At 66.4% G+C, this 25400-nt stretch carries 23 protein-coding genes and 2 pseudogenes; 13 read left to right on the forward strand and 12 right to left on the reverse strand.

The annotated features are described in order from the left end of the window. Positions 1-183 (forward strand): annotated as a pseudogene (locus JO059_RS10345) (alcohol dehydrogenase); the annotation flags it as partial. A 19-nt stretch (positions 184-202) separates the two neighbouring features. On the opposite strand, the gene JO059_RS10350 reads toward JO059_RS10345, so the two are convergent. The 4 genes and pseudogenes from JO059_RS10350 to JO059_RS10365 form a co-directional block, all read right to left on the reverse strand. Continuing rightward, entirely contained in the window at positions 203-451 is a 249-nt protein-coding gene (locus JO059_RS10350; RefSeq protein ID WP_293316352.1) for a dsRBD fold-containing protein, read from the reverse strand. A 156-nt stretch (positions 452-607) separates the two neighbouring features. Further along, positions 608-1435, reverse strand: a complete 828-nt coding sequence (locus JO059_RS10355) for an SDR family NAD(P)-dependent oxidoreductase (protein WP_293316354.1) — start codon at positions 1433-1435, stop codon at positions 608-610. Positions 1436-1469: 34 nt separating this feature from the next. Continuing rightward, positions 1470-2690, reverse strand: coding sequence for a cytochrome P450 (locus tag JO059_RS10360; protein WP_293316394.1), 1221 nt, complete (start codon positions 2688-2690; stop codon positions 1470-1472). Positions 2691-2776: 86 nt separating this feature from the next. Beyond that, positions 2777-3373 (reverse strand): annotated as a pseudogene (locus tag JO059_RS10365) (TIGR03617 family F420-dependent LLM class oxidoreductase); the annotation flags it as partial. 140 nt (positions 3374-3513) lie between these two features. Here JO059_RS10365 and JO059_RS10370 point away from each other — a divergent pair. Beyond that, positions 3514-5010 carry a carboxyl transferase domain-containing protein gene (locus JO059_RS10370; protein WP_293316356.1) on the forward strand — a complete coding sequence of 499 codons (1497 nt, stop codon included), beginning with the start codon at positions 3514-3516 and terminating at the stop codon, positions 5008-5010. Positions 5011-5014: 4 nt separating this feature from the next. Here the strand turns inward: JO059_RS10370 and JO059_RS10375 are convergent, their stop codons facing one another. From JO059_RS10375 to JO059_RS10385, 3 genes are all read right to left on the reverse strand, one after another. Then, a complete protein-coding gene (locus JO059_RS10375; protein WP_293316358.1) occupies positions 5015-6061 on the reverse strand; it encodes a TIGR03857 family LLM class F420-dependent oxidoreductase in 1047 nt (348 codons plus the stop codon). A 172-nt stretch (positions 6062-6233) separates the two neighbouring features. Then, on the reverse strand, positions 6234-7352 hold the full coding sequence (locus JO059_RS10380; RefSeq protein WP_293316360.1) for a PHB depolymerase family esterase: 1119 nt from the start codon (positions 7350-7352) through the stop codon (positions 6234-6236). 28 nt (positions 7353-7380) lie between these two features. Next, positions 7381-7827 carry a nuclear transport factor 2 family protein gene (locus tag JO059_RS10385; protein WP_293316362.1) on the reverse strand — a complete coding sequence of 149 codons (447 nt, stop codon included), beginning with the start codon at positions 7825-7827 and terminating at the stop codon, positions 7381-7383. 82 nt (positions 7828-7909) lie between these two features. On the opposite strand from JO059_RS10385, the gene JO059_RS10390 reads away from it, so the two are divergent. The 11 genes from JO059_RS10390 to JO059_RS10440 all read left to right on the forward strand — a co-directional run bounded on the left by JO059_RS10390 (position 7910) and on the right by JO059_RS10440 (position 19230). Beyond that, entirely contained in the window at positions 7910-8902 is a 993-nt protein-coding gene (locus tag JO059_RS10390) for a Rieske 2Fe-2S domain-containing protein (protein ID WP_293316364.1), read from the forward strand. After that, the gene (locus JO059_RS10395; protein WP_293316366.1) at positions 8899-9528 is read left to right on the forward strand and encodes a cysteine hydrolase; all 630 of its coding nucleotides are present in this window, start codon (positions 8899-8901) and stop codon (positions 9526-9528) included. Before JO059_RS10390 ends, JO059_RS10395 begins: the two co-directional genes overlap by 4 nt. Then, entirely contained in the window at positions 9525-10139 is a 615-nt protein-coding gene (locus tag JO059_RS10400) for a PaaI family thioesterase (RefSeq protein ID WP_293316368.1), read from the forward strand. Before JO059_RS10395 ends, JO059_RS10400 begins: the two co-directional genes overlap by 4 nt. Positions 10140-10147: 8 nt before the next feature. Continuing rightward, positions 10148-11806 (forward strand): acyl-CoA synthetase, encoded by a 1659-nt coding sequence (locus tag JO059_RS10405; RefSeq protein WP_293316370.1) that lies wholly within the window; start codon positions 10148-10150, stop codon positions 11804-11806. Positions 11807-11909: 103 nt separating this feature from the next. Then, entirely contained in the window at positions 11910-13106 is a 1197-nt protein-coding gene (locus tag JO059_RS10410) for a cytochrome P450 (protein WP_293316372.1), read from the forward strand. 22 nt (positions 13107-13128) lie between these two features. Then, entirely contained in the window at positions 13129-14343 is a 1215-nt protein-coding gene (locus JO059_RS10415; RefSeq protein ID WP_293316396.1) for a CoA transferase, read from the forward strand. Further along, positions 14340-15146, forward strand: a complete 807-nt coding sequence (locus JO059_RS10420; protein ID WP_293316374.1) for a thioesterase family protein — start codon at positions 14340-14342, stop codon at positions 15144-15146. Before JO059_RS10415 ends, JO059_RS10420 begins: the two co-directional genes overlap by 4 nt. Before the next feature lie 25 nt (positions 15147-15171). After that, a complete protein-coding gene (locus JO059_RS10425) occupies positions 15172-16320 on the forward strand; it encodes a thiolase family protein (RefSeq protein WP_293316376.1) in 1149 nt (382 codons plus the stop codon). A 65-nt stretch (positions 16321-16385) separates the two neighbouring features. Further along, positions 16386-17093 (forward strand): NAD(P)H-binding protein, encoded by a 708-nt coding sequence (locus tag JO059_RS10430; protein ID WP_293316378.1) that lies wholly within the window; start codon positions 16386-16388, stop codon positions 17091-17093. Between the two features lie 152 nt (positions 17094-17245). Beyond that, on the forward strand, positions 17246-17593 hold the full coding sequence (locus JO059_RS10435; RefSeq protein ID WP_293316380.1) for a DUF485 domain-containing protein: 348 nt from the start codon (positions 17246-17248) through the stop codon (positions 17591-17593). Then, positions 17590-19230: a cation acetate symporter gene (locus JO059_RS10440; RefSeq protein WP_293316382.1), complete on the forward strand. Its 1641-nt coding sequence runs from the start codon at positions 17590-17592 to the stop codon at positions 19228-19230. The genes JO059_RS10435 and JO059_RS10440 overlap by 4 nt, the downstream gene beginning before the upstream one ends. 81 nt (positions 19231-19311) lie before the next feature. Here the strand turns inward: JO059_RS10440 and JO059_RS10445 are convergent, their stop codons facing one another. Genes JO059_RS10445 through JO059_RS10465 form a run of 5 tightly spaced genes read right to left on the reverse strand, consistent with a single transcriptional unit; the run spans position 19312 to position 25248 of the window. Further along, entirely contained in the window at positions 19312-20505 is a 1194-nt protein-coding gene (locus JO059_RS10445; protein WP_293316384.1) for an acyl-CoA dehydrogenase family protein, read from the reverse strand. Positions 20506-20521: 16 nt separating this feature from the next. Next, complete coding sequence (locus JO059_RS10450) at positions 20522-21580, reverse strand: acyl-CoA dehydrogenase family protein (protein ID WP_293316386.1); 1059 nt, start codon at positions 21578-21580, stop codon at positions 20522-20524. Positions 21581-21582: 2 nt separating this feature from the next. Continuing rightward, complete coding sequence (locus JO059_RS10455) at positions 21583-22413, reverse strand: amidohydrolase family protein (RefSeq protein WP_293316388.1); 831 nt, start codon at positions 22411-22413, stop codon at positions 21583-21585. Further along, positions 22410-24023 (reverse strand): acyl-CoA synthetase, encoded by a 1614-nt coding sequence (locus tag JO059_RS10460; protein ID WP_293316390.1) that lies wholly within the window; start codon positions 24021-24023, stop codon positions 22410-22412. The genes JO059_RS10455 and JO059_RS10460 overlap by 4 nt, the downstream gene beginning before the upstream one ends. A gap of 22 nt (positions 24024-24045) precedes the next feature. Continuing rightward, positions 24046-25248, reverse strand: coding sequence for an amidohydrolase family protein (locus JO059_RS10465; protein ID WP_293316392.1), 1203 nt, complete (start codon positions 25246-25248; stop codon positions 24046-24048). Positions 25249-25400: the final 152 nt, after the last annotated feature.

Consider the following 25400-nt stretch of genomic DNA (forward strand, 5'->3'; position numbering starts at 1 on the left):
ATATTCGGCTCCTGCAACCCCAGGGCTGACATCTCCCGGTTGGCGAGGCTGTATGAGACCGGGCAGCTCCAGCTCGATGACATGATCACCCGGCGGTATCGTCTCGAGGACATCAACCAGGCCTACGACGACCTCCGTAACGGCGAAATCATCAGGGGAATAATCGATTTCGACACTGCCTGAGACTACCGTCCGCCAGCCATCACCCGCTGCGGCTGGCCGTATGCGTCGATCGGGCTGTGGAGCGCCACAGCGCAGTGATGCGCTCGGAAAGGTCCAGCAACGCGCGTGCCGTCGCCAGTTCCTCTCCGGCCTCACGCCACAGGCAGTCGGCCGGATGACGGTAAGCGACCCCCAGGCCGGCTAACTGTGCACTCCCCCATTTCAACTCGACCTTTGCGTATGTTCGTCCATCGTGTTCATCGACAATCAACGTGATCATCGGATTCATGGAGGAATTGGGCCAACTGTTGTGGTGGACGCGTGACATGCCCGAATCATCCTGCGCGACAATGCCGAATTCGAGTTTGTGGACCCGTGTGTCGCGTATTGGGGCCTTTGGTCCCTACCGGTGTAGCCATTGGTCCCAAAGCGTCGGGCCCCCGCGCTACGCAAGCTTGGCCACACTGCGATCCCACAGTTCGCGCGCCAGCTCGCTGTCGTAGGCCGCGTGATTGGCTTTCGCAATCTTGCCCTTCGAGTAGTATTCGCCGGCGGTCCAATCAACGCCGGGGTCACTCGAGGCCAACCACACCAGCTGGTCGGCGCCCTGGTCAGCGGTCGCGGTGAGGTGCGCCGTTATGGGCACGTGTTGCTTCATGAAGAGCAGGAACCGTGATCCCGACGCATCGCCGAAGTTCGAGTTGACGTACCCCGGATGAAACGTCGCAGCCGAGAGTCCGGCGGCATGGTATCGGCGGTGCAATTCCCTGGTGAAAAGGATGATCGCCAGCTTGGTCAAGGCGTAAGCGATGCTGGGCCGACGTTGCACGGTAGTTTCAAAGTCGTCGATGCTGACTCGTGGCAGCAGCTTTTGCGAGTTGCTTGTCGTATTGACGACGATGGCGCGGGAATCGACGAGCAACTCCATCAACTGCGTGGTGAGCAGGAATGGCGCGAGGTAGTTGACCTGAAACGTTGCCTCGTGACCGTCGACCGTCCGGCGGGCCTTGGCGAACATGCCGCCGGCATTGTTGGCCAATACGTCGACGCGTGGATACTCGGAGCGAATCTTGTCTGCCAGGGCCCGCACCTGGGACAGGTCGGCGAAGTCGGCCACGAAAGAGTCGGCATCCAATTCGGCGGCCACCGCGGCTGTCTTGCTTTGCGACCGACCCACCACGACCACGTTTTCGCCGCTCCGTCGTAACCGGCGCGCCGCCGCGGCCCCGATGCCGTCGCTGGCTCCCGTGATGACGATCGTCCTGCGCGTCAATGCAGATGTCCTCCGCGGGCAGTGTAGCGAGCGCTCACGTCAGCACATAGCGGACCGGCAGGTGTTTGAGGCCGCCGACGAAGGTCGTGGCGGTCAGTTCTGGATCGCCTGCCGGCTCAATCGATTTGAGCCTCGGCAGCAGCTCTGAGAAGAAACTGTTGATCTCCATGCGGGCCAAGGCCGCGCCCATGCAGAAATGGACGCCATAGCCGAAGGCCAGATGCTTGTTCGGATCGCGGCCGACGTCGAAACGAAAGGGGTCGTCGAAGATGTCCTCGTCGCGGTTGGCCGATACATACGACAGCAGCACGGATTCGCCTGCAGCGATGGGCACTCCGCGCACCGTGGTGTCCCCGGCGGCGGTCCGCATGAACTCCTTGACGGGGGTGACCCAGCGGATCATCTCCTCGGTGGCCAGCGGCATCAGGTCGAGGTTGTCGCGCAGGCGCTCCCGCTGGTCCGGATTTTCGATGAGCGCCTGCATGCCGCCGGAGATGGTCGCGCTGGTGGTGTCGTGACCCGCGGTGGCGACGATCAGGTAGTACGACACGGTGTCGATGTCCGACAGCGGTTCACCACCGACGCGGGCGTTGGCGATCGCCGACGCGAGGTCCTCGGTCGGGTGCTCGCGTCGGGCCGCCGTCACGCCGTTGAAGTACTCGAACATGTCGAACAACGCCGGCAGCTGGTCCTCGTTCGTGGTGCCGCGTTTGAATTCGGAGTCTTCGCTTCCGAACAATTCCTGGGTCAGCTTGAGCATGCGGGGAAAGTCGGCCTCCGGCAGCCCCAGCAGCGACATGATGACATAGAGCGGGTAATTGACCGCGACGTGCTGAACGAAGTCGCACTCGGGCCCCGCGGCCATCATCTTGTCGACGAAAATCTTGGCCAGCTCGTCGACTCGAACCTTCAACGCCCGCATCGCCTTTGGACGAAACCAGTCGGAACCGATGGCGCGCACCACCCGGTGTTGCGGGTCGTCGAGGTGAATCAGCGTGCGCACACCCGCGGCGATCGCCTGCTCGTCGCCCTCCAGCGTGGTCAGGACCGGGCGCGGCCAGTTGGTGAACAGCGTGTTTTCGCGTTCGATGTCCATGATGTCGGCGTGCTTGGTGATCGCCCAGAACGGCTTGTAGTTCGGCACGTCGACCCACGACACCGGGGCGTGCGCCCGCAGGTGGGTCAGCGCCGCGTGCAGCCGCGGCTCGTCGGTGTAGGCCAACGGATCCGTCAACAGCTTGGCGGCGTCATCCATCGTGGGCGTGCTCACTGGCGAAACTCCTTCATCGCGGCGGTAATACAGTCCGGGGAAGCGCTGAAAAATATCGGCAGGACGCGATCGACCTCCTCGAGGTAGCGCTTCGAGACCATCGGGTGGCCGAGGTGCCCGTCGGCGACCTCGCCGCACGTCTCTGTCATCGCCTCACCGACGGCGGCGAGGAACACCTTCGGCGCCGGATAGGGCTGCGGCTCCGGCGTGAACATCGGGGTCATGATCTTGTGCGTGTAGAAGTCGCCCTCGAAACGAAGCTTGGTGCCGTCGCGCCACGCCGACCAGATCGCGTGCAGCGCGGCGACGAATTCGTGCATCCGTCGCGCCGGGTGGCTCCATGGCATGCTGAACCGCTTCTCGATGTGGGGCTGGATCTGGGTGCCCAGGCCGAGGACGAATCGGCCCTTGGAATACGCCTGCATGTCCCAGCCGAGGTTGGCGACGATCATCGGATTGCGGGCGAACGCCACCGCGATGTTGGTGCCCAGTTCGAGTCGCGACGTGTGTTCGGCGGCCAGCAACAGCGGAAGAAACGGATCGTGACTGGTTTCGGCGGTCCAGCCCCCGTCGTATCCCTGCTCTTCCAGCGCGGCGGCGGCCTCGGCGGCCCGCGCCAGTTGATTGGGGATGCCCCCGTCGATCTTGAGGCGAGGGCCGTCAGCCATGCGGGCAACTTTACAGTAAGCAATCCAGTATGTGACCCTGCTGGTCTAATGGCGATCGCAAGCGCGGCGTAGCCGGGCGCGGCGGGTCGCCATCATCGGACTAGGCACGCGACGGATCTCCCGTGAGGTAGGACATAGGCATGACAAAACCGCCGGATTGGCAGGAGACGCTGGAGGACCTGGACCGTCGCCGCCGGCACGCGTGGGGCATGGGTGGGCCCGAACGGCTCGAGAAGCACCGCGGCAAGGGCAAGCTCGACGCCCGCGCTCGCATCGAGCGACTCGTCGACCCGGGGACCTTCCGGGAAATCGGGACGCTGGTCGGCGGCGAGATCGCGGCCGACGGGCTGGTCGTCGGCTCCGGTTCCATCAACGGTTCGCCGGTTATGTTGGGCTCGGAGGACTTCACCACCATGGCCGGCAGCATCGGCCCTGGCGGCAACTCCAAGCGCTACCGCATCGCGGAACTGGCGCTGCGCGACAAGACTCCCCTGGTAATGCTGCTCGAAGGCGCCGGCTTTCGTCCCGGCGGGGGACATTACGGCCGATCCCCGACCGACCTGCTCTCCCAGGCACAGTGCTCGGGCCGGGTGCCTACCGTCGCCGCCGTGCTCGGCCCCTCGGCCGGACACGGCGCCCTCGTCGCCCCGGTGTGCGACTTCCGGATCATGAGCCAGCAGGGCGCGATCTTCACCGCCGGTCCGCCGGTCGTCAAAGAGTCCACCGGAGAAGAGATCTCGAAGGAGGACCTCGGCGGACCCGTCACCGCCTTGCCGAGCGGGGTGATCCACAACGTCGCCGAGGACGACGAGGCCGTGATCGCCGACATCCGGCGATACCTGTCGTATTTTCCGCCGAGCGCGTGGTCGTACCCGAAGCCGCTGCCGCCGGATGAGGACGGCGCGCCACGTGCGACGCCCGAACTGCTCGACATCGTCTCGCGCGACAATCGCCGCGTCTACGACATGCGCGCCGTGCTGGATGTGGTCTTCGACCGGCCCGACTGGTTCGAAGTTCAGCCGCAGTACGGCAAGGCGATCATCTGCGCGCTGGCCCATCTCGGTGGCCACCCCGTCGCGGTCGTCGCAAACCAGCCCAACGTGCTCGCGGGCTCTATCGACGCCGCCGCGGCGGACAAGGCGGCGCATTTCATCATGGTGGCCGACTCGTTCCACCTGCCCATCGTGTTCCTCGCCGACAACCCCGGCATGCTGCCCGGTAGTCGGTCAGAGCGCAGCGGCGTGCTGCGCGCCGGTGCGCGGATGTTCGCCGCGCAGACCGTGGCCACCACGATCAAGCTGCACGTCACACTGCGCAAGGCATACGGGTTCGGCTCGATGGTCATGTCGCTGTTGGGTTTCGATCACCAGAGCGCGACCTTCGCGTACCCGGGCGCGACCATGGGCGCCATGAGCGCGGCGGCGCTCGGCCGCGCGACGCATGCCGGCGAGGACACCACCGCGAAGCTGCGCGACGCCGAGTTGCAGGCGTCCTATCGCTCGGCCGAACACCTGGGATTCGACGAGCTCATCGATCCCCGCGAAACCCGTGATGCCCTACTGGGTTCGCTGCTTCGCGGACTGTCGAGTCGTCAGGCCGCCGCCGAACCGGTCAGCCGGACCGTCATCCTGCCGTAACGGGCTAAGCGCCCCCTGCCCGGTAGGCCGCGACCACGGGGGCGAGCTCGTCGGGCGTGGCGCCGTGCATGATCACCGCGTCGGCCCCGTAGTCGAACTCCTTGCTGATGCGGTCCACGCACTGCTGGGCCGACCCGGTGGCCGACGGCTCCAGCCACTCGTCGGGGATGAGCGTCGCGATGTGTTCGATCTGGTCGGGCGTGGCCTTGTGATCGATCCCGCCGGCGATCGACGTCACCACCGAATCCTCCCGAAAACGCTGCAGCACAGCGGGATCCCACTTGTTGGTCCGTACCAGCAGATCGCCGTACCCCTGCAGATAAGTCGCCAGGCGCGCCACCGTCTTCTTCAGCCGCAGCGGTTCGGGAAGGTGATCGCCGACCGTGGCGAAGCACGACCACACCCGCACGCTGTCCGGGTCGCGGCCCGCCTGTTCGGCGGCGGACTTGACCGTCGCGACGCAGCGCTGCAACGTCTCCGGGGTGAAGTAGGTGTGCAGGATGACGTCGTCGAAGACCCGGCCGCCGAGCGCCAGGGTGTTCGGCCCGAATGCCACCAGCGCCAGGCGAATGTCTTCGCTGAAGTCCGGGTCGAGGAACAGGATCGGATATTTGCCCATCGGGCCGTCGTGGTTGAAGATCAGTTCGCCGTGCCACAGCCGGCGCATGACGTTGGCCCAATCCTCCATCTGCGCCGTCGTCACCGCCGGGATGCCGAACGCCCCGTAGATCGCCGCGATGCCACGGCCGATGCCCAGCGTGAACCGCCCGCCGGAGAGCCGATGCATGGTGGTCGCCCACGATGCGGTTATCAGAGGGTGGCGGGTGTTGTGATTGGTTGCGGCGGTGGCGATTTGCATCCGACTGGTCACCGCGCACGCCGCCCCGACCAGCGACGAGGCCTCCTTGACGTTCCAGCGCTCGGAGATGAATGCGGTGCCGAAGCCCAACTCCTCGCCGCGGCGGGCCTCGTCCATCAGGGTTGCCGGTCCCACACCGCCCGCCCCCGCGAGCAGGTAGTACCCCAGTTCGTCAAACGTGCGCTCGCTCAATTCCAAACCCCTTGCTTGTAAACGCAATTCCCGACCTCGGTCTACGACTCGTCGATGACCACCAAGGACGGCGTCGTCGCCGGCGACCACAATAGTCAGACCGAAGCGCAACTCCTCGAAAATCTCCCAGAGGTCAGTTCAACGACCTCGCGCGCCATCCGGGCGGCCGCCGTCACCCGGCTACCTCTCCCAGGAAACGTTCGGTCACCGCCAGCACGCGCCGGGAGAACACGTGACCGACGTGCCCGCCGTCGTACCAGTACAACTGGCCGCCCCAGCGCTCCTGCAACGCGACCGCCGGCTCGCGCATCGCCATCCGGTCGTGCCACGCACCGACGATGAGCCGACGGTGCGGTGGTGGGGCCGGGTCGGCCCGCAGCGGGTCGATCACAGACGTCAGCTTCGCGACCTCCGGCGAACCCAGCACCTCGCGGAACCCCGCACGCGACTGCCCCCAGCGACCCAGGTGCCGCGCGATCATCGCGTTGAGCCCCAGGATTGGGGTGTACAGCGCAACCGCGTCGATCTGCCTCTCGAGGTGGGAGACCAGCGCGGCAACCGGGGTGCCCATCGAAATCCCTGACACCACAACGACGGTGGCCTGCGGCTGGACCCAGCGCACCACTGCGCGGACCTCCGAGACCACGCGCATCATGCCGGCGACGTTGCCCAGGGGATCGACGTCCGGGTAGGTCGGCCATTCGCGGCGCCGGCAGCCATGACCGGGCTGCACCGGCATCGCGACGTTGAATCCCAGCGTGTGGTGGATTCGGCCGATTCGAGACAGCAATAGGTCCTCCGTGCCGCCCTGACCCGCGCCGTGCACCCACACCAGCCACGGCCTCGGGCCGTCGCGATGGCGGCATAGTTGCACCACCGCGCGGGCCGGTCCGCCGAAGCCTTCGGCCTGCAGCGTCGGCGGTAGCTCCGGATCGTGTTCGAACGTCATCCGTTCGTATTCCAGTCCGCCGATCCGCCGCCGACGTATCGACGTCGCCCGCAACGGCTTCGGCGCGGCGTGCGCCCCGTCGATGCCAAGGGCCGACAGTTCCTCGGCCGCCGCGCCGCACGAGGTCACAGAACGCATCTCCGCCGGGCCGCCCGCCAGCAGTGAAAATCCGCTCAGCACAAGCTCGTCCAGCATCACCTCACCGAACTGACGCAGGCCGCGCGGGGAGGCCGGCGCCCAGCCCGACGATTCGTGCAGGCCCGTCAGCGTGCGGGGCAGCAGCATGCTCATCTCGCGGGTCAGCTCCTTGGACAGACCGAGTCCGCGCGTTGCCCATGACATACCGATCACCTCGAACCAGCGGCGCCCATTATCCGCCATCGCTGACCCTCAGGATGGTCCGCGTCAGGTGCAGGGTCTTGATCCGCCACGAGCCGTCCCGCTTCTCGTAGGTCTCGTGGTAGTGACCGGCGCCGTGCATCTCGCGGCCATCCGCGAAGATCAGCAGGTCCTCCATCGCCCAGATCCCGGTAGCGGTGGTAGCCGAGGTCAGGGTGATCTCCGGGGTGTGGCAGTGATGCATGGTCGCGACGTTCCCCAGGCCGCCCATCACCATGGGTACGAAGTTATCGACCCCTTCCAGCGGTGGCGCCGTCTTGGGATCGGCGCCGCCGGCGGACACCGCCATATCGAGGGTGACCACCACGTCGGGCGCAAAGACGGTGCGCCAAGACTCGACGTCCTTGGTGTCCAGGAACCGGCAGTAGCGGGCCTTGAGCTGCCGGATCGCTTCCAGCTCGTCAGCCGCCTCAGTCAACTCGCTCCTTGCCCCGCACCAGCCGAACTGCTGAAATCTATACTGTAACGGGCTTAGTATCAACGATCGCGGAGGATGCGGCGTGAAAGTGCCTTTCACCTGGAAGGTGACCGGGTGGTTCATGGTGGGCTGGTCACCCGAATTCCCAGTTGGCGAGGTGCGGCCGCTGCACTATTTCGGCGAGGATCTGGTGGCCTACCGCGACGAGCGCGGCGAGTTGCACGTCCTGGAAGCGCACTGCAAACACCTCGGCGCCCACATCGGCCACGGCGGCAAGGTGGTCGGTGACTGCGTCGAGTGCCCATTCCACGGCTGGCGCTGGGGCCCCGACGGCACCAACCGCTACATCCCCTACCAGCCGGACCGGCCCAACCGCGCGCTGCGGCTGCGGGTGTTTCCGGTCCGCGAGCAGTACGACTGCGTGTTCATCTGGCATCAGCCGGACGGCAAGGAGCCGCAGTGGGAAATGCCCGACATCTTCCACAAGTTCCCGCAGTTCGAGACCGACCCGGCGGCCTACTACCGCGCTTATCCGGAGTTCTCCCGGCGCGCCGAACGCGAACCCGTGCACCCGCAGATCGTGGCCGAGAACGCTCCCGACAGCGCCCACTTTGAATACGTCCACCACGCCACGGTGACGCCCCGGGTGCTGGACTGGAAGATCGTCGATCAGGAGTGGCAATTCATCGCCGGTTGGCCAGACGCCGGCAGCGACAACCCCGACGATCTCGCGCTGCGCTTCCACAGCCACCTGTTCGGCCTGGGCGGCGCGATCAGCGTCTTCGAGGGCGCGCAGAATCACCGGCTGATCTTCACGTGCACACCGGTCGACGGCGAGTGCTCGGACCTGTTCTACTCGATCTGGTGGCCGCGCATCCCGGGCGACGACTCCGACGTGCCGGAGGGCAAGCTGCGCGAGGTGATCGAAAGACAGTTCTTGTCAACGGTTTTCGACGATCTACAAATCTGGCGCTACCAGAGGTACGTGGAGCATCCGCCGCTGTCCAAGGTGGACGCGAAAGGGTATATGGCGCTGCGCAAGTGGGCCACGCAGTTCTACGAAGTGCCGGCGTGACCGCGCTCGACGGCCTGGTCGCGCCCGGGCACACCGCGCTCGTCACGCAGGAGTGCCAGGGCGCGGTCATCGGTCCGAACGCCGCACTGGCGGCACTGGCCGAGGACGCGCGCCGCGTGGCCCTGCCGAACATCGTGCGGCTGTTGCCGGCCGCGCGGGCGGCCGGGGTGCGCGTGGTGCACTGCCTGGTGCAGCGACGCACCGACGGGCTCGGCTCCAACCACAACGCCAAGATCTTCAGCCGGGCCAGTGGCCCCGGCAAAGGCCAAGTCGGCATCGCCCCCGGCACACCTGGAGCCGCACTGCTGCCTGAATTAGGTCCAGAGCCAACCGATCTGGTCCTGAGCCGCTGGCACGGCGTCGGGCCGATGGGGGGCACCGACCTCGACGCGGTGCTGCGCAACCTCGGGGTGTCCACCATCGTCGTCGTGGGCGTCTCGCTGAACATCGCGATCCCCAACGTCGTGATGGACGCGGTCAACGCCGCCTACCGCGTCGTCGTGCCGAAGGACGCCGTGGCCGGCGTGCCCGCCGAGTACGGTGAGGCCGTCATCGCCAACACCCTGTCTCTGCTCGCGACCATCACCACAACGGACGACCTGCTGCAAGCCTGGAACACACCATGACCGAAACCGCGCCCGTGGTTCGAGGCGGATTCCCCGAAATAAGGCCCGCCGAGCACGCGCCCCCCGGACTGGGGCGGTTCGTCGCCGCGATGCGGCGCTTGCAGGACCTGACCGTCTCCACTGACAGTCCGATGTGGAGCATTGCGGCCGAGCACCTCGAAAGGGCCTGCGCGCTGCTGGACGGCCACCAGGTCCCCGAGGGCGTGGCGCCCGGCGGGCGGGTCCTCGAGCTGCCCGGGCTGGGACATCCGCTGCTGCCGCCGTGGCTGGTCACCGAATCGGGACCGGACGGCGTCACCATGCACGGACACTTCACCCGCGCCCACGTGGGCGGGAACAACGCCGTGCACGGCGGCATGATCCCCCTCCTCTACGACTGGCTGTTCGGGATGATCGTTTCCACCGCCGGCGTCCCGCCTACCCGAACGGCGTACCTGCATGTCGACTACCGCAGCATCACGCCGATCGACGAGCCGCTGAGCGCCCAGGGCCGGATCTCGCGCGTCGACGGCAGGAAGTTTTTCATTGCCGCTAGCATGACGGCTGCCGATAGCACACTACTCAGCGAAGCCAACGGCCTGATGATTCGCCTGCTACCCCACCAGCCGTGAGAGGCAAGATGTCTGACACCGCAACGCAATTCACCGTTTCCGCCGTCGCAACGGCCGTCGCGGCGGCCATCCCCGACCGCGACCTCGTGATCCGGGGCGAACGGCGTTACACCTACGCGCAGCTCCTCGAGCGGGCGAACCGGCTCGCCACCTACCTGCGCTCGCGCGGCCTGGGGTGCCACACCGAGCGCTCCGCGCTCGCCGGCCACGAGGTCGGCCAGGACCTGCTCGGCCTGTACGCCTACAACGGCAACGAGTTCGTCGAGGCATTGCTGGGCAGCTTCCTGGCGCGGGTCGCCCCCTTCAACGTCAACTACCGCTACGTCAAGAGCGAGCTGCAGTATCTACTGAAGGACGGCGGCGCGACGGCCCTGATCTACCATGCCGCGTTCGCGCCGCGGGTGGCCGAAATCCTGCCGGATCTGCCGCAGCTGCGGGTCCTGATTCAGATCGCCGACGACTCGGGCAACGACTTGATCTACGGCGCGGTGGATTACGAAACGGCGCTGGCGTCCAGTTCGCCGGAGCCGCCGCCGGTGCAGCACTCCCCCGACGATCTGTACGTCCTGTACACCGGTGGGACGACGGGGATGCCGAAGGGTGTGCTGTGGCGCCAGCATGACATCTTCATGACGTCCTTCGGCGGCCGAAACCTGGTGACGGGCGAGCCCTTTGGCTCAGTCGACCAGATCGTCGCCGGGGCCGCCGCGGGCCCCGGCACCAAGTTGATGATCCTGCCGCCGCTGATTCACGGCGCCGCGCAGTGGAGCGTGATGACTGCGATCACCACCGGGCAGACCGTCGTATTCCCTTCCGTCGTCGACCATTTCGACGCTGAAGACGTCGTACGCACCATCGAGCGCGAGCGGGTGATGACGGTGACGGTGGTCGGTGACGCGATGGCGCGGCCGTTGGTCGCCGCCATCGAGAAAGGGATCGCCGACGTGTCCTCGTTGGCCGTGGTCGCCAACGGCGGCGCCCTGCTCACCCCGTACGTCAAGCAACAGCTCATCGATGCGCTGCCCAACGCCCTGGTCATCGATGGCGTCGGGTCGTCGGAGACGGGCGCGCAGATGCACCACCTGTCCACCTCGGGGGCGGTGTCGACCGGCACCTTCAACGCCGGGCCGGACACGTTCGTGGCGGCCGAGGACCTCACCGCGATCCTGCCGCCCGGCCACGACGGCATGGGCTGGCTCGCGCAACGGGGCTACGTTCCGCTCGGCTATAAGGGCGATGCGGCCAAGACCGCCAAGACATTTCCGGTGATCGACGGCGTGCGGTATGCGGTCCCCGGCGACCGTGCGCGACACCGCGCCGACGGCGCGATCGAACTGCTGGGCCGCGATTCGGTGACGATCAATTCCGGTGGCGAGAAGATCTTCGTCGAGGAGGTCGAAACCGCGCTCGCGTCGCACCCGGCCGTGGCCGACGTGGTGGTCGCCGGGCGGCACAGCGAGCGGTGGGGGCAGGAGGTGGTCGCGATCGTCGCCCTGGCCGAAGGCGCGAGCGCCGACGCCGACGCCGACGAGCTGATCAAGCACGCCGGCGAGTCGCTGGCCCGCTACAAGCTTCCCAAGGCGATCGTGTTCCGCCCGGTGATCGAGCGCAGCCCGTCGGGCAAGGCCGACTACCGCTGGGCGCGCGAGCAGGCGGAGAACGGCTAAGCCGGCGTGTGGTCCACCAGGCGACCATATTGTCTACTGTAATAATTACAGTACGATCTTACGCAGGGACAGCCTGTTCCTGCTGAAGATGGTGGAGATCTAGGTGACGACCAACGTTCAGACGAGTGACGACACCGTCAGCCTGCGTGACCCGTACCCCTTCTTCGCTCGTAAGCGCCGGCAGGCCGGCGTGTTCCGCGGGACCGTCATGGACTACTCCAAGACGCCCGAGTCGCTGCGGCCCAAACGCGAATATTCCGCCGTGTCGTTCGACGCGGTGAACACGGTGTTCCGCGACGGCCGGGTGTTCAGCTCCGTGCCGTACGACAAGACGATCGGCCTCTTCATGGGCCCGACCATCCTGGCGATGGAGGGAAAGAAGCATCGCGACCACCGCAACCTGGTGTCCGCGGCGTTCAAGTCCAAATCCCTTGCCCGGTGGGCATCCACCATCGTGCGGCCGATCTGCAACGCGCTGATCGACGAGTTCATCGAAACCGGCGAAGCCGACCTGGTCCGGCAATTCACCTTCGAATTCCCCATCCGCGTCATCGCCCGACTACTGGGCCTACCGGCCGAAGACCTGCCGATGTTTCGCCAGCACGCCGTCGCGTTGATCAGCTATCACGTCAACTACGAGCGCGCGTTCGAGGCGTCGGCGGCGCTGAAGGATTACTTCGTCGAGCAGATCGAGCAGCGCAAGTCCAAGCCCACCGAGGACATCATCGGCGATCTCGTCGCCGCGGAGATCGACGGCGAAAAGCTCAGCGACGAAGCGATTTACTCCTTCCTGCGGCTCCTGCTGCCCGCCGGGCTGGAGACCACCTACCGGTCATCGGGAAACCTGCTGTATCTGCTGCTCACTCATCCGGACCAGTTCGCGGCCGTGCAAGCCGACCGAGAGCTGCTGCCCCAGGCAATCGAGGAGGGGCTGCGCTACGAGACGCCGCTGACCACGGTGCAGCGGTTCGCGACGGAGGACACCGAACTCGAGGACGTCGACATCCCGGCGCGCGCCGTGATCGGGGTGTGCGTGGGTTCGGCGAACCGCGATGAGCGCCGCTGGGAACGTTCGGAGGAATTCGACATCTTCCGCAAGCACGCGCCGCACATCTCCTTCGCCGCGGGCGAGCACACCTGCTTGGGTCTGCACCTGGCGCGGCTGGAGACCCGGGTCGCGGTCGGCTGCCTGCTGGATCGGCTGACCAACTTCGCCCTGCAGACCGGCGGCGATCCGCACATCCACGGCCAGCCCTTCCGTTCCCCGACTGCCCTTCCAGTGACGTTCGACGCGAAGTAGGGTCCCCAAAATGATAAAGGTGATGGAGGGCTTTCGGGTCCTGGAGCTGGCGCAGTTCACGTTCGTCCCTGCGGCGGGGGCGATCCTCGCCGACTGGGGCGCGGACGTCATCAAAGTCGAGCACCCGGTGCGCGGCGACACCCAGCGCGGCTTCCTCAACATGGGCGGCATCCAGGTCGACCCGGATCGGCACCCGCTGATGGAGCATCCCAACCGGGGCAAGCGCAGCGTCGGGATCGATGTTTCGACGCCGGGCGGCCAGGAAGTGATCTACGAGCTGGCCAAGACGTCCGACGTGTTCCTGACCAATTACATGCCGGCGCAACGGCAGAAGCACAAGTTCGACGTGGAGCACATCCGCGCGGTGAACCCGAACATCGTCTATGCCCGCGGTTCGGCCTACGGCGACAAGGGACCCGAGCGCGACGTCGGCGGCTACGACGGGACCGCATTCTGGACACGCAGCGGCGTAGGGTACGCGCTGACGCCAGAGGAGCTGGGTGGCGCCCTGGGACAGGGCATTCCGGCATTCGGCGACTCCATCGGCGGCATGTTCATCGCGGGCGGCATCTCGGCCGCGTTGCTGCATCGCGAACGCACCGGCGAGGCCGTCGAAATGGATGTGTCGTTGCTGAGCACGGCCTGGTGGGCGGCGGGCGCCAGCGTGACCCAGGGCATGGAGACCGGGGAGGTCATGCGGACGTCCATGCCGGGTTCCCTTGCGCCGTCGGTGAATCCGTTCATGGGCAACTACGAAACCTCCGACGGCGGCACGATCAACCTGTGCATCATCAGCCCGACGGGCATCATCCGGGACACCTTCGAGCACCTCGGCATCCCCGAGGCCGCCGACGATCCCCGCTTCTCCGACGTGCTCCCGCTGATCCAAAACGCCGACGCCGCCGCCGAGCTGATCGCGAAGGCCATCGCCGCCAAGCCTTTTGCGTACTGGCGACAGCACCTGAAGACGATGAAGGGTCAGTGGGCCCCGTTCCAGAGCCTCCTCGACCTCGCCGACGACGAGCAGGCCATCGCCAACGACATGATCTCCGAGGTCGAACTGGCAAGCGGTGGAAAGCCGTTCCGCGTCGTACGCGGTCCGGTCCAGTTCAACCACGAGCCGCTGGTCACGACGCGCGCGCCGCAAGCCTCCGAGCACACCGAGATCGTCCTGATGGAGCTCGGCATGGACTGGGACCGCATCGCCGAACTCAAGGACGCGAGGGCCATCGCTTGACCGACGCCTACTACGAACTCGCGGGTCCACACGATCCACTCGGCGAGCGGTTCAGCGCGTCGGATCACGTCATCAGCACGTGGTCACCGACGATGCAGAACGCGGCGCCGGTCTCGGCACTGCTGGTGCGCGCCCTGGAGCGCTGCTCGCCGCGCGACGACACCCGGTTGAGCCGCGTCGTCGTCGACCTGCTCGGGCCAGTCCCGGTCGACGGGCCGCTGTGGGTTCGTGCGCACGTCGAGCGCCCGGGAACCAAGATCGAGTTGCTCAACGCCCAAATGCTGGCGCCGGGTCCCGACGAGCGGCCACGCCCGGCCGCCAACGCGGTCGCCTGGCGTTTTCAGCAGGGCGACGCGGCGGAGTTGTTCTTCACGCCCACTCCCCCGCTGCGACCCGTCGGCGAGGGGCGCCCCCGCCGGCCCGACAGCGACGCGAACCAGACCTATATCCAGAGCCTGGACTGGCGCTGGCTGAACGACATCCTCAACGACGTGCCCGGAGAGTGCTGGGCCCGACCCGTCGTCGACCTCGTCAAGGGCGAAGAGATGACGCCGATGCAGCGGCTGTTCGCCGTGGCCGACATCGCCAACGGCATGGGCAGCCGGCTCAGCGTCACAGAATGGCTGTTTCTCAACACCGATCTCACCGTGCACATCCACCGGGTCCCGGAGGGCGAATGGATCGGCGTGCGCGCCGAAAACCATTACGGCCGAGACGGAGTGGGCGTCTCCATCGCCACGCTCTTCGACGCCCACGGCGCGGTGGCCGCCCTGCAGCAGGCCCAGCTGGTGCGCCGCCGCTAGAGCCGCCCGAGACAAGGAGATACAGGTGACCAACGATGTAGCCATCATCGGGGTGGGTCTGCACCCGTTCGGCCGCTTCGAAGGCAAGTCGGCGATGCAGATGGGCGTCGACGCGATCTTTGCCGCGGTCGCCGACGCGGGCATCGAATGGAAGGACGTCCAGTTCGCCACGGGCGGCAGCTGGACGGTGGCTAACCCGGACGCCATCGTCGGCATGGTCGGCCTGACCGGCATCCCATTCACCAACGTGTTCAACGCCTGCGCGACGGCGGCCAGCGCGGTCAAGGCCTGCGCCGACGGAATCCGGTTGGGCGACTACGACATCGGCATCGCCATCGGCCTGGACAAGCACCCGCGCGGTGCGTTCACCGAAGATCCGGCGTTGGTGGGCATGCCGAGGTGGTACGCCGAGAACGGGCAATACCTGACCACCCAGTTCTTCGGCATGAAGGCGAACCGTTATCTGCACGAGCACAACATCTCCGCGCAGACGCTCGCCAAGGTGGCCGCCAAGAATTTCCGCAACGGAGCCTTGAACCCCAACGCGCTTCGCCGCAAGGCGATCTCCGAGGAACAGATCCTGAGTTCGCCCGTGCTCAATTACCCGCTGACGCAGTACATGTTCTGCGCGCCCGACGAGGGCGCCGCGGCCGCGGTGATGTGCCGAGCCGACATCGCCCATCGCTACACCTCCAAGCCCGTCTACCTGCGGGCGGTGGAGGTGCGCACGCGGCGCTACGGGGCCTACGAGGTCAACACCACCTTCGCACCGGTCGACGAGGATGTGGCGCCCACCGTGTACGCCGCGCGCGGCGCGTTCGAAAAGGCGGGCGTCGCCCCCGCCGACGTCGACGTGATCCAGCTGCAGGACACCGACGCGGGCGCCGAAATCATTCACATGGCCGAGTGCGGTTTCTGTGCGGACGGTGATCAGGAGAAGCTGCTCGCCGACGGCGCCACCGAGATCGGCGGCCCTATGCCGGTCAACACCGACGGCGGGCTGATCGCCAACGGCGAGCCCATCGGCGCGTCCGGGCTGCGCCAGATCCACGAAATCGTTCGACAACTCCGCGGCGAGGCAGGCGATCGTCAGGTCCCCGGTGATCCCAAGGTCGGGTTCACTCAGTTATACGGCGCCCCCGGCACCGCGGCGGCGACCATCCTCACGACCTGACCTTCGCAACCGCTGTAACTTTCGGCCGGCCCGTTTCGTCGTAGTGGCGAACGGGAGGAGTTCTCATGCGAATCGTCATCTTCGGCGCCAATGGCTCGACCGGACGGCTGCTGACGCGTCGGGTGCTGGACGCCGGTCACTCGGCGGTGGCCGTGACCCGGCGGCCCGACGAATTTCCCATCTCCGATGCGCGGCTGACGGTCGCGGGTGCGGACGTGCGGTGCGACGATCTCGCCGGGGTTGTCGGCGGCGCCGACGCCGTGCTGTCGACGCTCGGGGTGCCGTTCACGCGCCAACCCGTCGACACGTATTCCCTCGGCACCCGCAACGTCGTGAACGCGATGCGCGAGTCGGGTGTCAGCCGGCTTGTCGTGGTGAGTTCCACCGGCGCGTACCCCGTGCGCGGCCATACTCCGCTTGCGTTGCGACTATTCGAGCCGATCATCACCCGCACCATCGGCAAGACCGTCTACGACGACATCCGCCGGATGGAGACGGTGGTCCGGGACAGTGGCCTGGACTGGACCATCGTGCGGCCCTCGGGATTGTTCGATTTGCCGCGACCTACGAATTATCTTGCGGGAGAAGTGGCTCCGCTGGGGGCGTTCACCGCCCGCATCGACCTGGCGGACTACCTCACCAAGCTCGCCCAAGACCGTACGGCACGCCGGAAGACGGTTGTCGTCTCGACGACCGAGCACACGCCGACGGTGTGGGAAATGGTTCGGCGGGAGGCGTTCAAGAGCGACGCACCGCACGAGGTGCCGGCTTAACAAATGCCCTTGATCGGGTTGCCGCCAGGTGCCCGCGCGGCAATGCCAGGGTTAATTTAAATACCCGGACAGAAATCGCACTGCTGTTGTCATCGGGTTTGCTCGTAGGCTAACGCCGAAAGCCCTGCTCGAACTCGAGGTCAGGAGTTGCGGTGTCCACTACCGAATTTCCATCCGAGGACGTCCCACTAACCACCGGTGAGCAGTTCGTGACCATCCAGGCGAGCCCTGAGTTCGCCGAACTTCGGCGCAAGCTACGCCGTTTCGTGTTCCCGATGACGGCGGCCTTCCTCGCCTGGTACGCCGCCTACGTCCTGTTGGGCGCATTCGCACACGACTTCATGGCGACCAAGGTCTTCGGGAACGTCAACGTCGGACTGCTGATCGGGCTGGGCCAATTCCTGACGACGTTCGTCATCACCGGACTCTACGTACGGTTCGCCGACAAGGAGCTTGATCCGAGAGCCGCTGCCATTCGCGCCGAAGGGCAGGCGTCATGACGCTGCTGGCCGCCGGTCAGCAGACGATCGGGAACCCCGCCGCCAACATCGCGATCTTCGCCGTCTTCGTCCTGATCACCCTGTACGTGGTGATCCGGGCCAGCCAGCGGAACGCCACCGCGACCGAGTTCTTCACCGCCGACCGGGCGTTCTCGGGACCACAAAACGGCATCGCCATAGCCGGCGACTATCTGTCGGCGGCCAGCTTCCTCGGCATCGCCGGAGCGATCGCGGTCTACGGCTACGACGGGTTCCTGTATTCCATCGGGTTCCTCGTCGCCTGGTTGGTGGCCCTGCTCCTGGTGGCCGAACTGCTGCGCAACACGGGGAAATTCACCATGGCGGACGTACTGAGCTTCCGGCTCAGGCAGCGCCCGGTCCGGCTCGTCGCGGCGATCTCGACGCTGACGGTGTCCCTGTTCTACCTCCTCGCCCAGATGGCCGGCGCGGGCGGTCTGGTCGCCCTGCTGCTCAATGTCAAAGGGCGCCTTGGTGAGTCGATCGTCATCGCGGTCGTCGGTGTCCTGATGATCGTCTACGTCCTGGTCGGCGGGATGAAGGGCACCACCTGGGTGCAGATCATCAAGGCCGTGTTGTTGATCCTCGGTGCGGCGACGATGACGGTGATGGTGCTGGCGAAGTTCGGCATGAACTTCTCCGACATCCTGGGGTCGGCGCAGACGGCGGTGTCGCACGCCACCACCAAGGGTGTCTCCAGCCGCAACGTATTGGCTCCCGGCGCGCAATACGGCGGGTCGACGACGTCGAAGATCAATCTGCTCTCGCTGGGCCTTGCGCTGGTGCTGGGCACCGCGGGCCTGCCGCACGTGCTGATGCGCTTCTACACGGTGCCGACGGCGAAAGAGGCACGCCGGTCGGTGGTCTGGGCGATCGGGCTCATCGGCGCCTTCTATCTGTTCACGCTGGCGCTTGGCTATGGCGCCGCCGCCATCGTCGGGCCCGACCGGATCCTCAAGGCCGCCGGTGGCCAGAACTCGGCGGCGCCGTTGCTGGCATTCCATCTCGGCGGCGTGGTCCTGCTCGGCGTCATTTCCGCGGTGGCGTTCGCGACGATCCTCGCCGTGGTCGCGGGTCTGACGATCACGGCATCGACGTCGTTCGCCCACGACATCTATGCCAGCCTGATCAAGCGCCACAAGGTCACCGAGAGCGAACAGGTCCGGGTGTCCCGCATCACCGCCGTCGTGCTCGGCATCTTCGGCATCGCGCTCGGAATCCTGGCCAACGGCCAGAACGTCGCCTTCCTCGTGGCGCTGGCGTTCGCGGTCGCGGCGTCGGCCAATTTGCCGACCATCTTGTATTCGCTTTATTGGCAGCGGTTTAACACCCGCGGCGCGCTGTGGAGCATGTACGGCGGGCTGATCTCGACCATCGTGTTGATCATCTTCTCGCCGGCGGTGTCGGGCGCGAAGACCGCCATGCTCCCCGGCGCGGACTTCGCCTGGTTCCCCCTTTCCAACCCCGGAATCGTGTCGATCCCGCTCGCGTTTGTCCTCGGCATCGTGGGCACGCTGTCGTCGCCCGATCGCGGCGATCCGGTGCGCAACGCCGAGATGGACGTCCGCTCGCTCACCGGCATCGGCGCGGAGAAGGCCGTGACTTCGCCGAACGTGTAACTGCTGCGACGACACGCCGATGGGCATCGCAGCAGTTACACGCTCGGCGCTCGCCTACCAGCCGGGGACCCGAGCGGTGGATCAAGACGCTTTCGGCGGTGAGTAATTCGGCTTGCCGAGACCGAGGGTGTACTGGCCGATCATGTTTCGGAACACCTCGAGCGTGCCGCCGTAGATGCCCACCAACGGGGCGAACCGGAAGGCGTACTCGGCGCTCCCGTCGTCGGCGGCGCCGTCGGTCCCGAACGGGAGGGTCGACGCGGTCCCGAGGATGTCCATCAGGTCCGGAGAGATGTCGCGCATGGTTTGCGCGATGGCGACACGGCCGTAGATGCTCGGGGACGACAGCGCGACCTCCAACCGCGCGGCGCTGCGGCCCAGCCGGTAGGCGACCGACTTGTCGTCGATCAGGCGGCGCCCGTCCGGGCCGGGCCGGGTCACGCGCGCGGCAGCGTTGTCGACGGCCTCGGCCAGGGATCCGGCCTGGTGCATCATGATCGAGGTGTCCTGTAGCCCGTCGGGCGCCGCCGCGACGGCACCGTGCTCGACGTTGAGCGGCTCGCGCAGCACGGTCCAGCCCGCGTTCACGTCGCCCAGCCGGTACTTGTCGTCGACGCGAACATCGCTGTAGTAGACGATGTTGGTCCGGTCACCGTCCACGGTGCGGAGGCCCTGGATTTCGATGCCCGGCGAATCCAGCGGAACCAGAAACATGGTCAGGCTCTTGTGTTTCGGCGCCTCGGGGGCGGTGTTGGTGATCAGGAACACGTACTGACAGTTGTGCGCGCCGGTGGTGAACATCTTGGAGCCATTAATGATCCAAGTTAATCCGTCTCCATCACGAAGGGCGCGGGTCTTGCAGGTGGCGACGTCCGAGCCGCCCTCGGGCTCGGTGTAGCCCAGGCAGAGCCGGACCTCGCCGCTGAAAACTTTCGGCAGCACCTCGTCACGCACCTCCGGGGACCCGAACTTCGCCACCGAACGTGCCACCATCGCGGTGGTCCCCCACGTTACCCAGGGCACGTGGGCGCGCCGCTTCTCCTGCTCCCAGATGCGGCGCCGAACCCGGCTGAACCCGCCCTCGGATTCCGACTTCCACTCGCCCGCCAAATAGCCTGCGGCGCCTAACTTCAGGTGCAGGCCCTCGTCGAAGTTGTCGCCCGTCTCGCGGTCGCGGCGCCGGACCTCCTCGGTCATGTGGGTGCTCAGGAAATTTCGCGCCTCCTCGATGAAGGCGCGGTCCTCCGCGGAAAGCTCGACTCGGGAGAAGTCCATTGTTTTTCGCTCCTGTCTAAGCCGGCTGGGGTGTGCTCTCGCGGGCCGCGACGATCTCGGCGACGCGCAAGGCGGTGGCGCCGGGATCGCCGCCGGCCAGCGGCCATCCGCGGGCTCGCACCAGATACGCCGTGGCCGCGGCTTCGGAGGAAACCCCAAGGCCGCCTTGGATGTGCACCGCCATCGTCGCCGCCTTCGAGGCCTCCTCGGCCATGAAGACGAAGGCCGACGGAGCCAGGTCGGGCCGTTCGTCGGGTTCGTTGTCCAGGAACCAGGCGGCCCGGCGGGCGAGGTTACGGCCGCCCTGAACGGTGATGGCCATGTTGGCAAGCGGGTGCGAGATGGCCTGCAGCGTCGAGATCGGCACTCCCAGCGTGTACCGGTTTTTGGCGAACTCCGCGGCGATGGTCATCGTCTCCTCGACGAGGCCCACCAGTGCCGCCGCGGTCAGCAGCCGCCATTCGTCCAGGGCCCGTTGGTAACTCGCCACCGCGTCGGGCCCTTCGCCGATGACCGTGCGGGTGTCCGCGGCGGCCGGGTCCACCCAGGCCATCGGCAACCGGCCGATGTTGTCGACCTTGGCCGGCCTGGTGCCGAACGTGAGGCGCACGACCTGATCGCCGTCCCGGATGACGATGTGGTCGGCGATGGAGCCCGTCGGGATCAGCCGGGGACCCGCCGCACCGTCGATGTGGGCGTCGAGCCCGGCGAGCCGTCCGCCGCCGGCCACCCCCGCGGTGTCGGCGTTCAATCCGCCCAGGCGCGCGAGCAACCGTGCGGCGCACACGTGGTCGATCCACGGGACCGGCGCCAGCGACCGGCCGATCTCCTCGGCCACCAGGGTGAGATCGACCAGCGTCGCGCCGTCGCCGCCGGCGGACTCCGGCAGCGCCATCGTGGTCGCGCCCATCGCGCACAGCCGCTCCCACAGGTTCTTGTCGAATCCGGATGGTTCTGCGGCGCGCACCGTTTCGATGGAGCAGTGGGTCTTGAAGAATTGCTTGTACGCATCTTGCAGAGCCACGTGGTCCTCGGACAGGCTGTAGTCGAGTCTGCGCAGTTCGAAGCGGTCCATGGTCAACGTTCCTTCCCGAAGAAAAACTCCTGCGCGTTGTTGTAGAGGTAGTTGTCCAGCACCTCGGGGGGCAGGTCGAGCGCGCGGGCTTCGGGTATCACCCGGCTCATGCGCAGCACCGGCCAATCCGACGCGTAGATCACCTTGTTCGGGCCCCGCGTCCGCATGTAGTGCAGCAGGGCTTCCGGCAGCCGCTTGGGCGACCATGCCGACGTCATCAGGCGCAGATTGGCGTACTTGAGCAGCAACCGAATCGCGACGTCCCACCACGGGTCGGCGCCGTGGATCATGCACAGCTTCAGCTCGGGGAAGCGCACGCACACCCGGTCCAGGTGCATGGGGTGCTGCACCTCTCCGGGAATCGGCGGGCCCGGAATGCCGGTGTTGACGCACAACGGCAGTTCCAGCTCCGCGCATTTGGCGTAGAGCGGGTAGTAGACGGCGTCGCTGGGCGGGTACTGTCCGTCGCCCCAAAAGCTCGGTCCCACAACCGCATACGCCACCGGCAGGTCGCTCACGATGGCGGTCAATTCGCGCAACGACCGGACCGGGCGCAGCAGGTTGACCCCGCCCATCGCCAGGGCGAACCGGTCCGGCTTGGCTTCGATGAACTTGCGCGCGGTGGTGGACGGGCTGGCCATCGAGTCCATCAGGATGGCCCGCTGAACGCCGTGAGAGTCCATCTCGTCGAGCAGTTCGGACAGGTCGACCGGCGCGAACATCGATTCCGGGCCCTTGAAGTAGTCGTCGCGAACCTTGAGCATCCAGGTGGGCTGGGAGTCGGCCTCGCCGAAGTGCACGTTGATCAGGCAGTCAATCGCTTTGGTGTTCATGACACCTTCTCTTCGGCTTGTTCCCGCGCCCAGCGGTAATTGGGTTTTCCGTTTCCCAGGCGCTGAATCTGCTCGACGAAGATGAACGCCTTGGGAGCCTTGAAATGCGCCAGCTGGGAGGTGCAGAAGGTATACAGTTCGGCGCCGCTCGGGTCGGCTCCGGGGTGTGGCGCGACGAGCGCGACGACTTCCTGGCCCCACCGCTCGCTGGGCCGCCCCACCACCAGGGCGTCGGCGATACCCGGATGTGCCCGCAGCACTTCCTCGACCTCTTCGACGAAGACCTTCTCACCGCCGGTGTTGATCACCAGCGAGTCACGGCCGAAAAGGCGTATGGTGCCGTCCTTTTCAATGGATGCGCGGTCACCCGGTATCACCACCCGCCGGCCGTCGATCTGGGGGAAGGTGCGCCGGGTGGCCTCGGCGTCGTTGAAGTATCCGAGCGGAATCCGGCCCGTCCTGGCGGCCCACCCGATCTCTTGGTCACCGGGCCGCAGGAACCGGGTCCGGTCGGCGGAGACGACGGTGGCGCCTTCCCGCGGCGCGAAGGTTTCGCTCGCGGTGCCGTTGTGGCTGTGCCCGAAGGCCATGTTGCCGCTTTCGGAGGATCCATAGCCTTCGATGATGGTGATGTGCGGCAGGCATTCCATCAGCGCCCGTTTGTGTTTCGCGTTGGTGGCCGCTCCCCCGGTGCCGATGGCGTTCAGCGAGGACAAGTCGTAGCGATGGGCGCGCAGTTCGCCGATCAGCGGCCCGGCGTACGCGTCGCCGACCATCGTCATCATGCCCACCTTTTCCCGCTCGGCGGTTTCCCACACGGACCGGACGTCGAGCTTGTTGCGGTCGTCATAGAGTACGACCGTCAGGCCCGCGCAAAGCGCGGCGAACGCGGTCCACATGCCGGCCGCGTGCATCAGCGGCGAAACGGCGAACCACGGCGGGCCGCCACCACGAACCTTGTCGTGAATCTCGGTGACGCTCGCGTGGTCGGCACCCACCATCGACGACACGTACATGTCGCTCTGACGCCACAGGACTCCCTTGGGGCGTCCCGTCGTTCCGCCGGTGCACATCATGATCAGGTCATCGGGCGACCCCGCCGGGCGAAAGTCCGTGCCGCCGGACGCCAGGGCGTCATCCAGCGACACGGCGCCCGGCAGTTCGGCAGCGCCGCTTCCGTCGTCGATGGACAACAGCAGCTCCGTCCCGTCCGGGGGCAGCACCTCGGCGAATCGCGCGCCGAGGGCGCGGTGATAGATGATTCCCCGGGGGCGGACATAGGCAAGCAGGTCGGCGATTTCGCGCGGCGAATAGTGGTGGTTCACGTTGACCGGGACGGTGCGCGCCTTGAGGCATCCGATCACCATGTCGGGGTATAGGTCGTTGTACATGATGAGAGCGACCCGGTCCTGACCGCATTCCCACGGCTCGAGCTTCCCTCGCTCGGCGTAAGCCCCGAACCCCTTGCCGCTGAGGTAATTCGCCAAACCGTCGGTGCGCCGGGCCGATTCGGCAAACGTGCTTCGGCGGTCTCCGCAGACGGTCATCAGGCGGTCGGGGATGACGTCGGCGATGGCGTCAAGAACCGCGCCTACGGTCCATTCGCTCACTAGGGTAACCAGCCTCGAGTAATCAAGCGGCCGAACCCACTTGGATTCCGAGGAGGTCTAGAGCGTTGTCGCGCATGATCTTTCGGACATCGGAGTCACTGAATCCCGTGAGCTCCTCGGCGAACGACAGCGGCGACTCGAGGCCTTCGCCGTGCGGCCAGTCGGAACCGAACAGGATCTTGTCGACGCCGATAACCTTGGCCAGCTCCGTCAGGTCGTCCTCGTAGTACGGCGCGATCCACACGTTGTTGCGCAACTGCTCCACCGGATCCTCCGGGAAATTGCGCGGGTAGTTGTTGGCCGCCTTCTTCAGGCGCTTGACCAGCCGGTGCACGAAGTACGACCCGTTCTCGATGCTGACCGCCCGGAGCTCGGGGTGTCGGGTGAATACGCCGTGCACGATCATCGACGCCATCGTGTCGTGGATGGCGCGGTCGTCGAGGAGCACGGTATCCAGTGGATCCTTTTCGCCGAACCCCTCGAAGGTCGCCTTGCCTCCCCACTGCGCCGCGATGTGCAGATATCCGCTGTCGCTGAGGTGGAAGCCGACCGGCACGCCCGCCTCGGCCAGCCGAGCCCACACCGGGTCATGACTGCGATCACCCAGCGATCTCGGCTTCACGACACCGGGCACCGGCGCCGGCCGCACCAGGACAAGCTTGGCGCCGCGCGCTAACACGAACTCGACCTCTTCGAGAGCCTTGGCCGGATCGGCCAGCGAGATGATCGGCGCCGCGACGATCCGGTGGTCGGGCCGGTCGAAGCCCCAGTCCTCGTCGAGCCAGAGGTTGAATGCGTGCACCGAGGCCATCGTCGCCTCGATGTCGTGCTTGAGCGCCTCCTCGACCCCGCACCCGAACGTCGGCAGCATGAACACCGTTTCGATGTCCTGGGTGTCCATCACCGCGATCCGGGCATCGCGGTGCTGGTACTCCGGGTGCTCGGCGAGCCGCTCGACCTTCATCAGCGATGCCGGGTCGACGCCCTCGGGAATCTCGCCGCGGAACAACAGGTCCAGGCAGCCCGGCACGATGATCGGGTCGAAGGTGGGATTGGGAACGAAATGGTTGACCCGGCCGCCAATTACAGCCAACGTGCGCTTGCCTTGAGTGACCATCTGCACGCCGCGGGACTTGAACGCCTTGTCCAGGTGACGGGTGAAGGCGTCCAGCGGCTCGTAATAGTGGTTGTCGACGTCGATCGCCTGGTAATCCAAGTCGGCCATGATCATCCTTAAGTTCGTAGGTGCAGTTACTTCGTGTTGTTACGTTGTGCTGTGACCCGGGTGGGCCGGGTGAGGCTGCATGGTCGTTGCCGGCCCCGGTGGCGCGGCTTGAAAGGACTGGCCGCCCGGCCTGCCTGGACTTCTCTGGCCGC

Origin of the sequence: Mycobacterium sp. (assembly GCF_019247615.1) — a bacterium.
Taxonomy (GTDB): domain Bacteria; phylum Actinomycetota; class Actinomycetes; order Mycobacteriales; family Mycobacteriaceae; genus Mycobacterium.

Coding starts and splice junctions, on each gene's coding strand:
- JO059_RS10350 (WP_293316352.1), bottom strand. CDS start 451: ATGAATCCGATGATCACGTTGATTGTCGATGAACACGATGGACGAACA.
- JO059_RS10360 (WP_293316394.1), bottom strand. CDS start 2,690: ATGGATGACGCCGCCAAGCTGTTGACGGATCCGTTGGCCTACACCGAC.
- JO059_RS10370 (WP_293316356.1), top strand. CDS start 3,514: ATGACAAAACCGCCGGATTGGCAGGAGACGCTGGAGGACCTGGACCGT.
- JO059_RS10380 (WP_293316360.1), bottom strand. CDS start 7,352: ATGTCATGGGCAACGCGCGGACTCGGTCTGTCCAAGGAGCTGACCCGC.
- JO059_RS10400 (WP_293316368.1), top strand. CDS start 9,525: ATGACCGAAACCGCGCCCGTGGTTCGAGGCGGATTCCCCGAAATAAGG.
- JO059_RS10405 (WP_293316370.1), top strand. CDS start 10,148: ATGTCTGACACCGCAACGCAATTCACCGTTTCCGCCGTCGCAACGGCC.
- JO059_RS10415 (WP_293316396.1), top strand. CDS start 13,129: ATGGAGGGCTTTCGGGTCCTGGAGCTGGCGCAGTTCACGTTCGTCCCT.
- JO059_RS10430 (WP_293316378.1), top strand. CDS start 16,386: ATGCGAATCGTCATCTTCGGCGCCAATGGCTCGACCGGACGGCTGCTG.
- JO059_RS10440 (WP_293316382.1), top strand. CDS start 17,590: ATGACGCTGCTGGCCGCCGGTCAGCAGACGATCGGGAACCCCGCCGCC.
- JO059_RS10445 (WP_293316384.1), bottom strand. CDS start 20,505: ATGGACTTCTCCCGAGTCGAGCTTTCCGCGGAGGACCGCGCCTTCATC.
- JO059_RS10450 (WP_293316386.1), bottom strand. CDS start 21,580: ATGGACCGCTTCGAACTGCGCAGACTCGACTACAGCCTGTCCGAGGAC.
- JO059_RS10455 (WP_293316388.1), bottom strand. CDS start 22,413: ATGAACACCAAAGCGATTGACTGCCTGATCAACGTGCACTTCGGCGAG.
- JO059_RS10465 (WP_293316392.1), bottom strand. CDS start 25,248: ATGGCCGACTTGGATTACCAGGCGATCGACGTCGACAACCACTATTAC.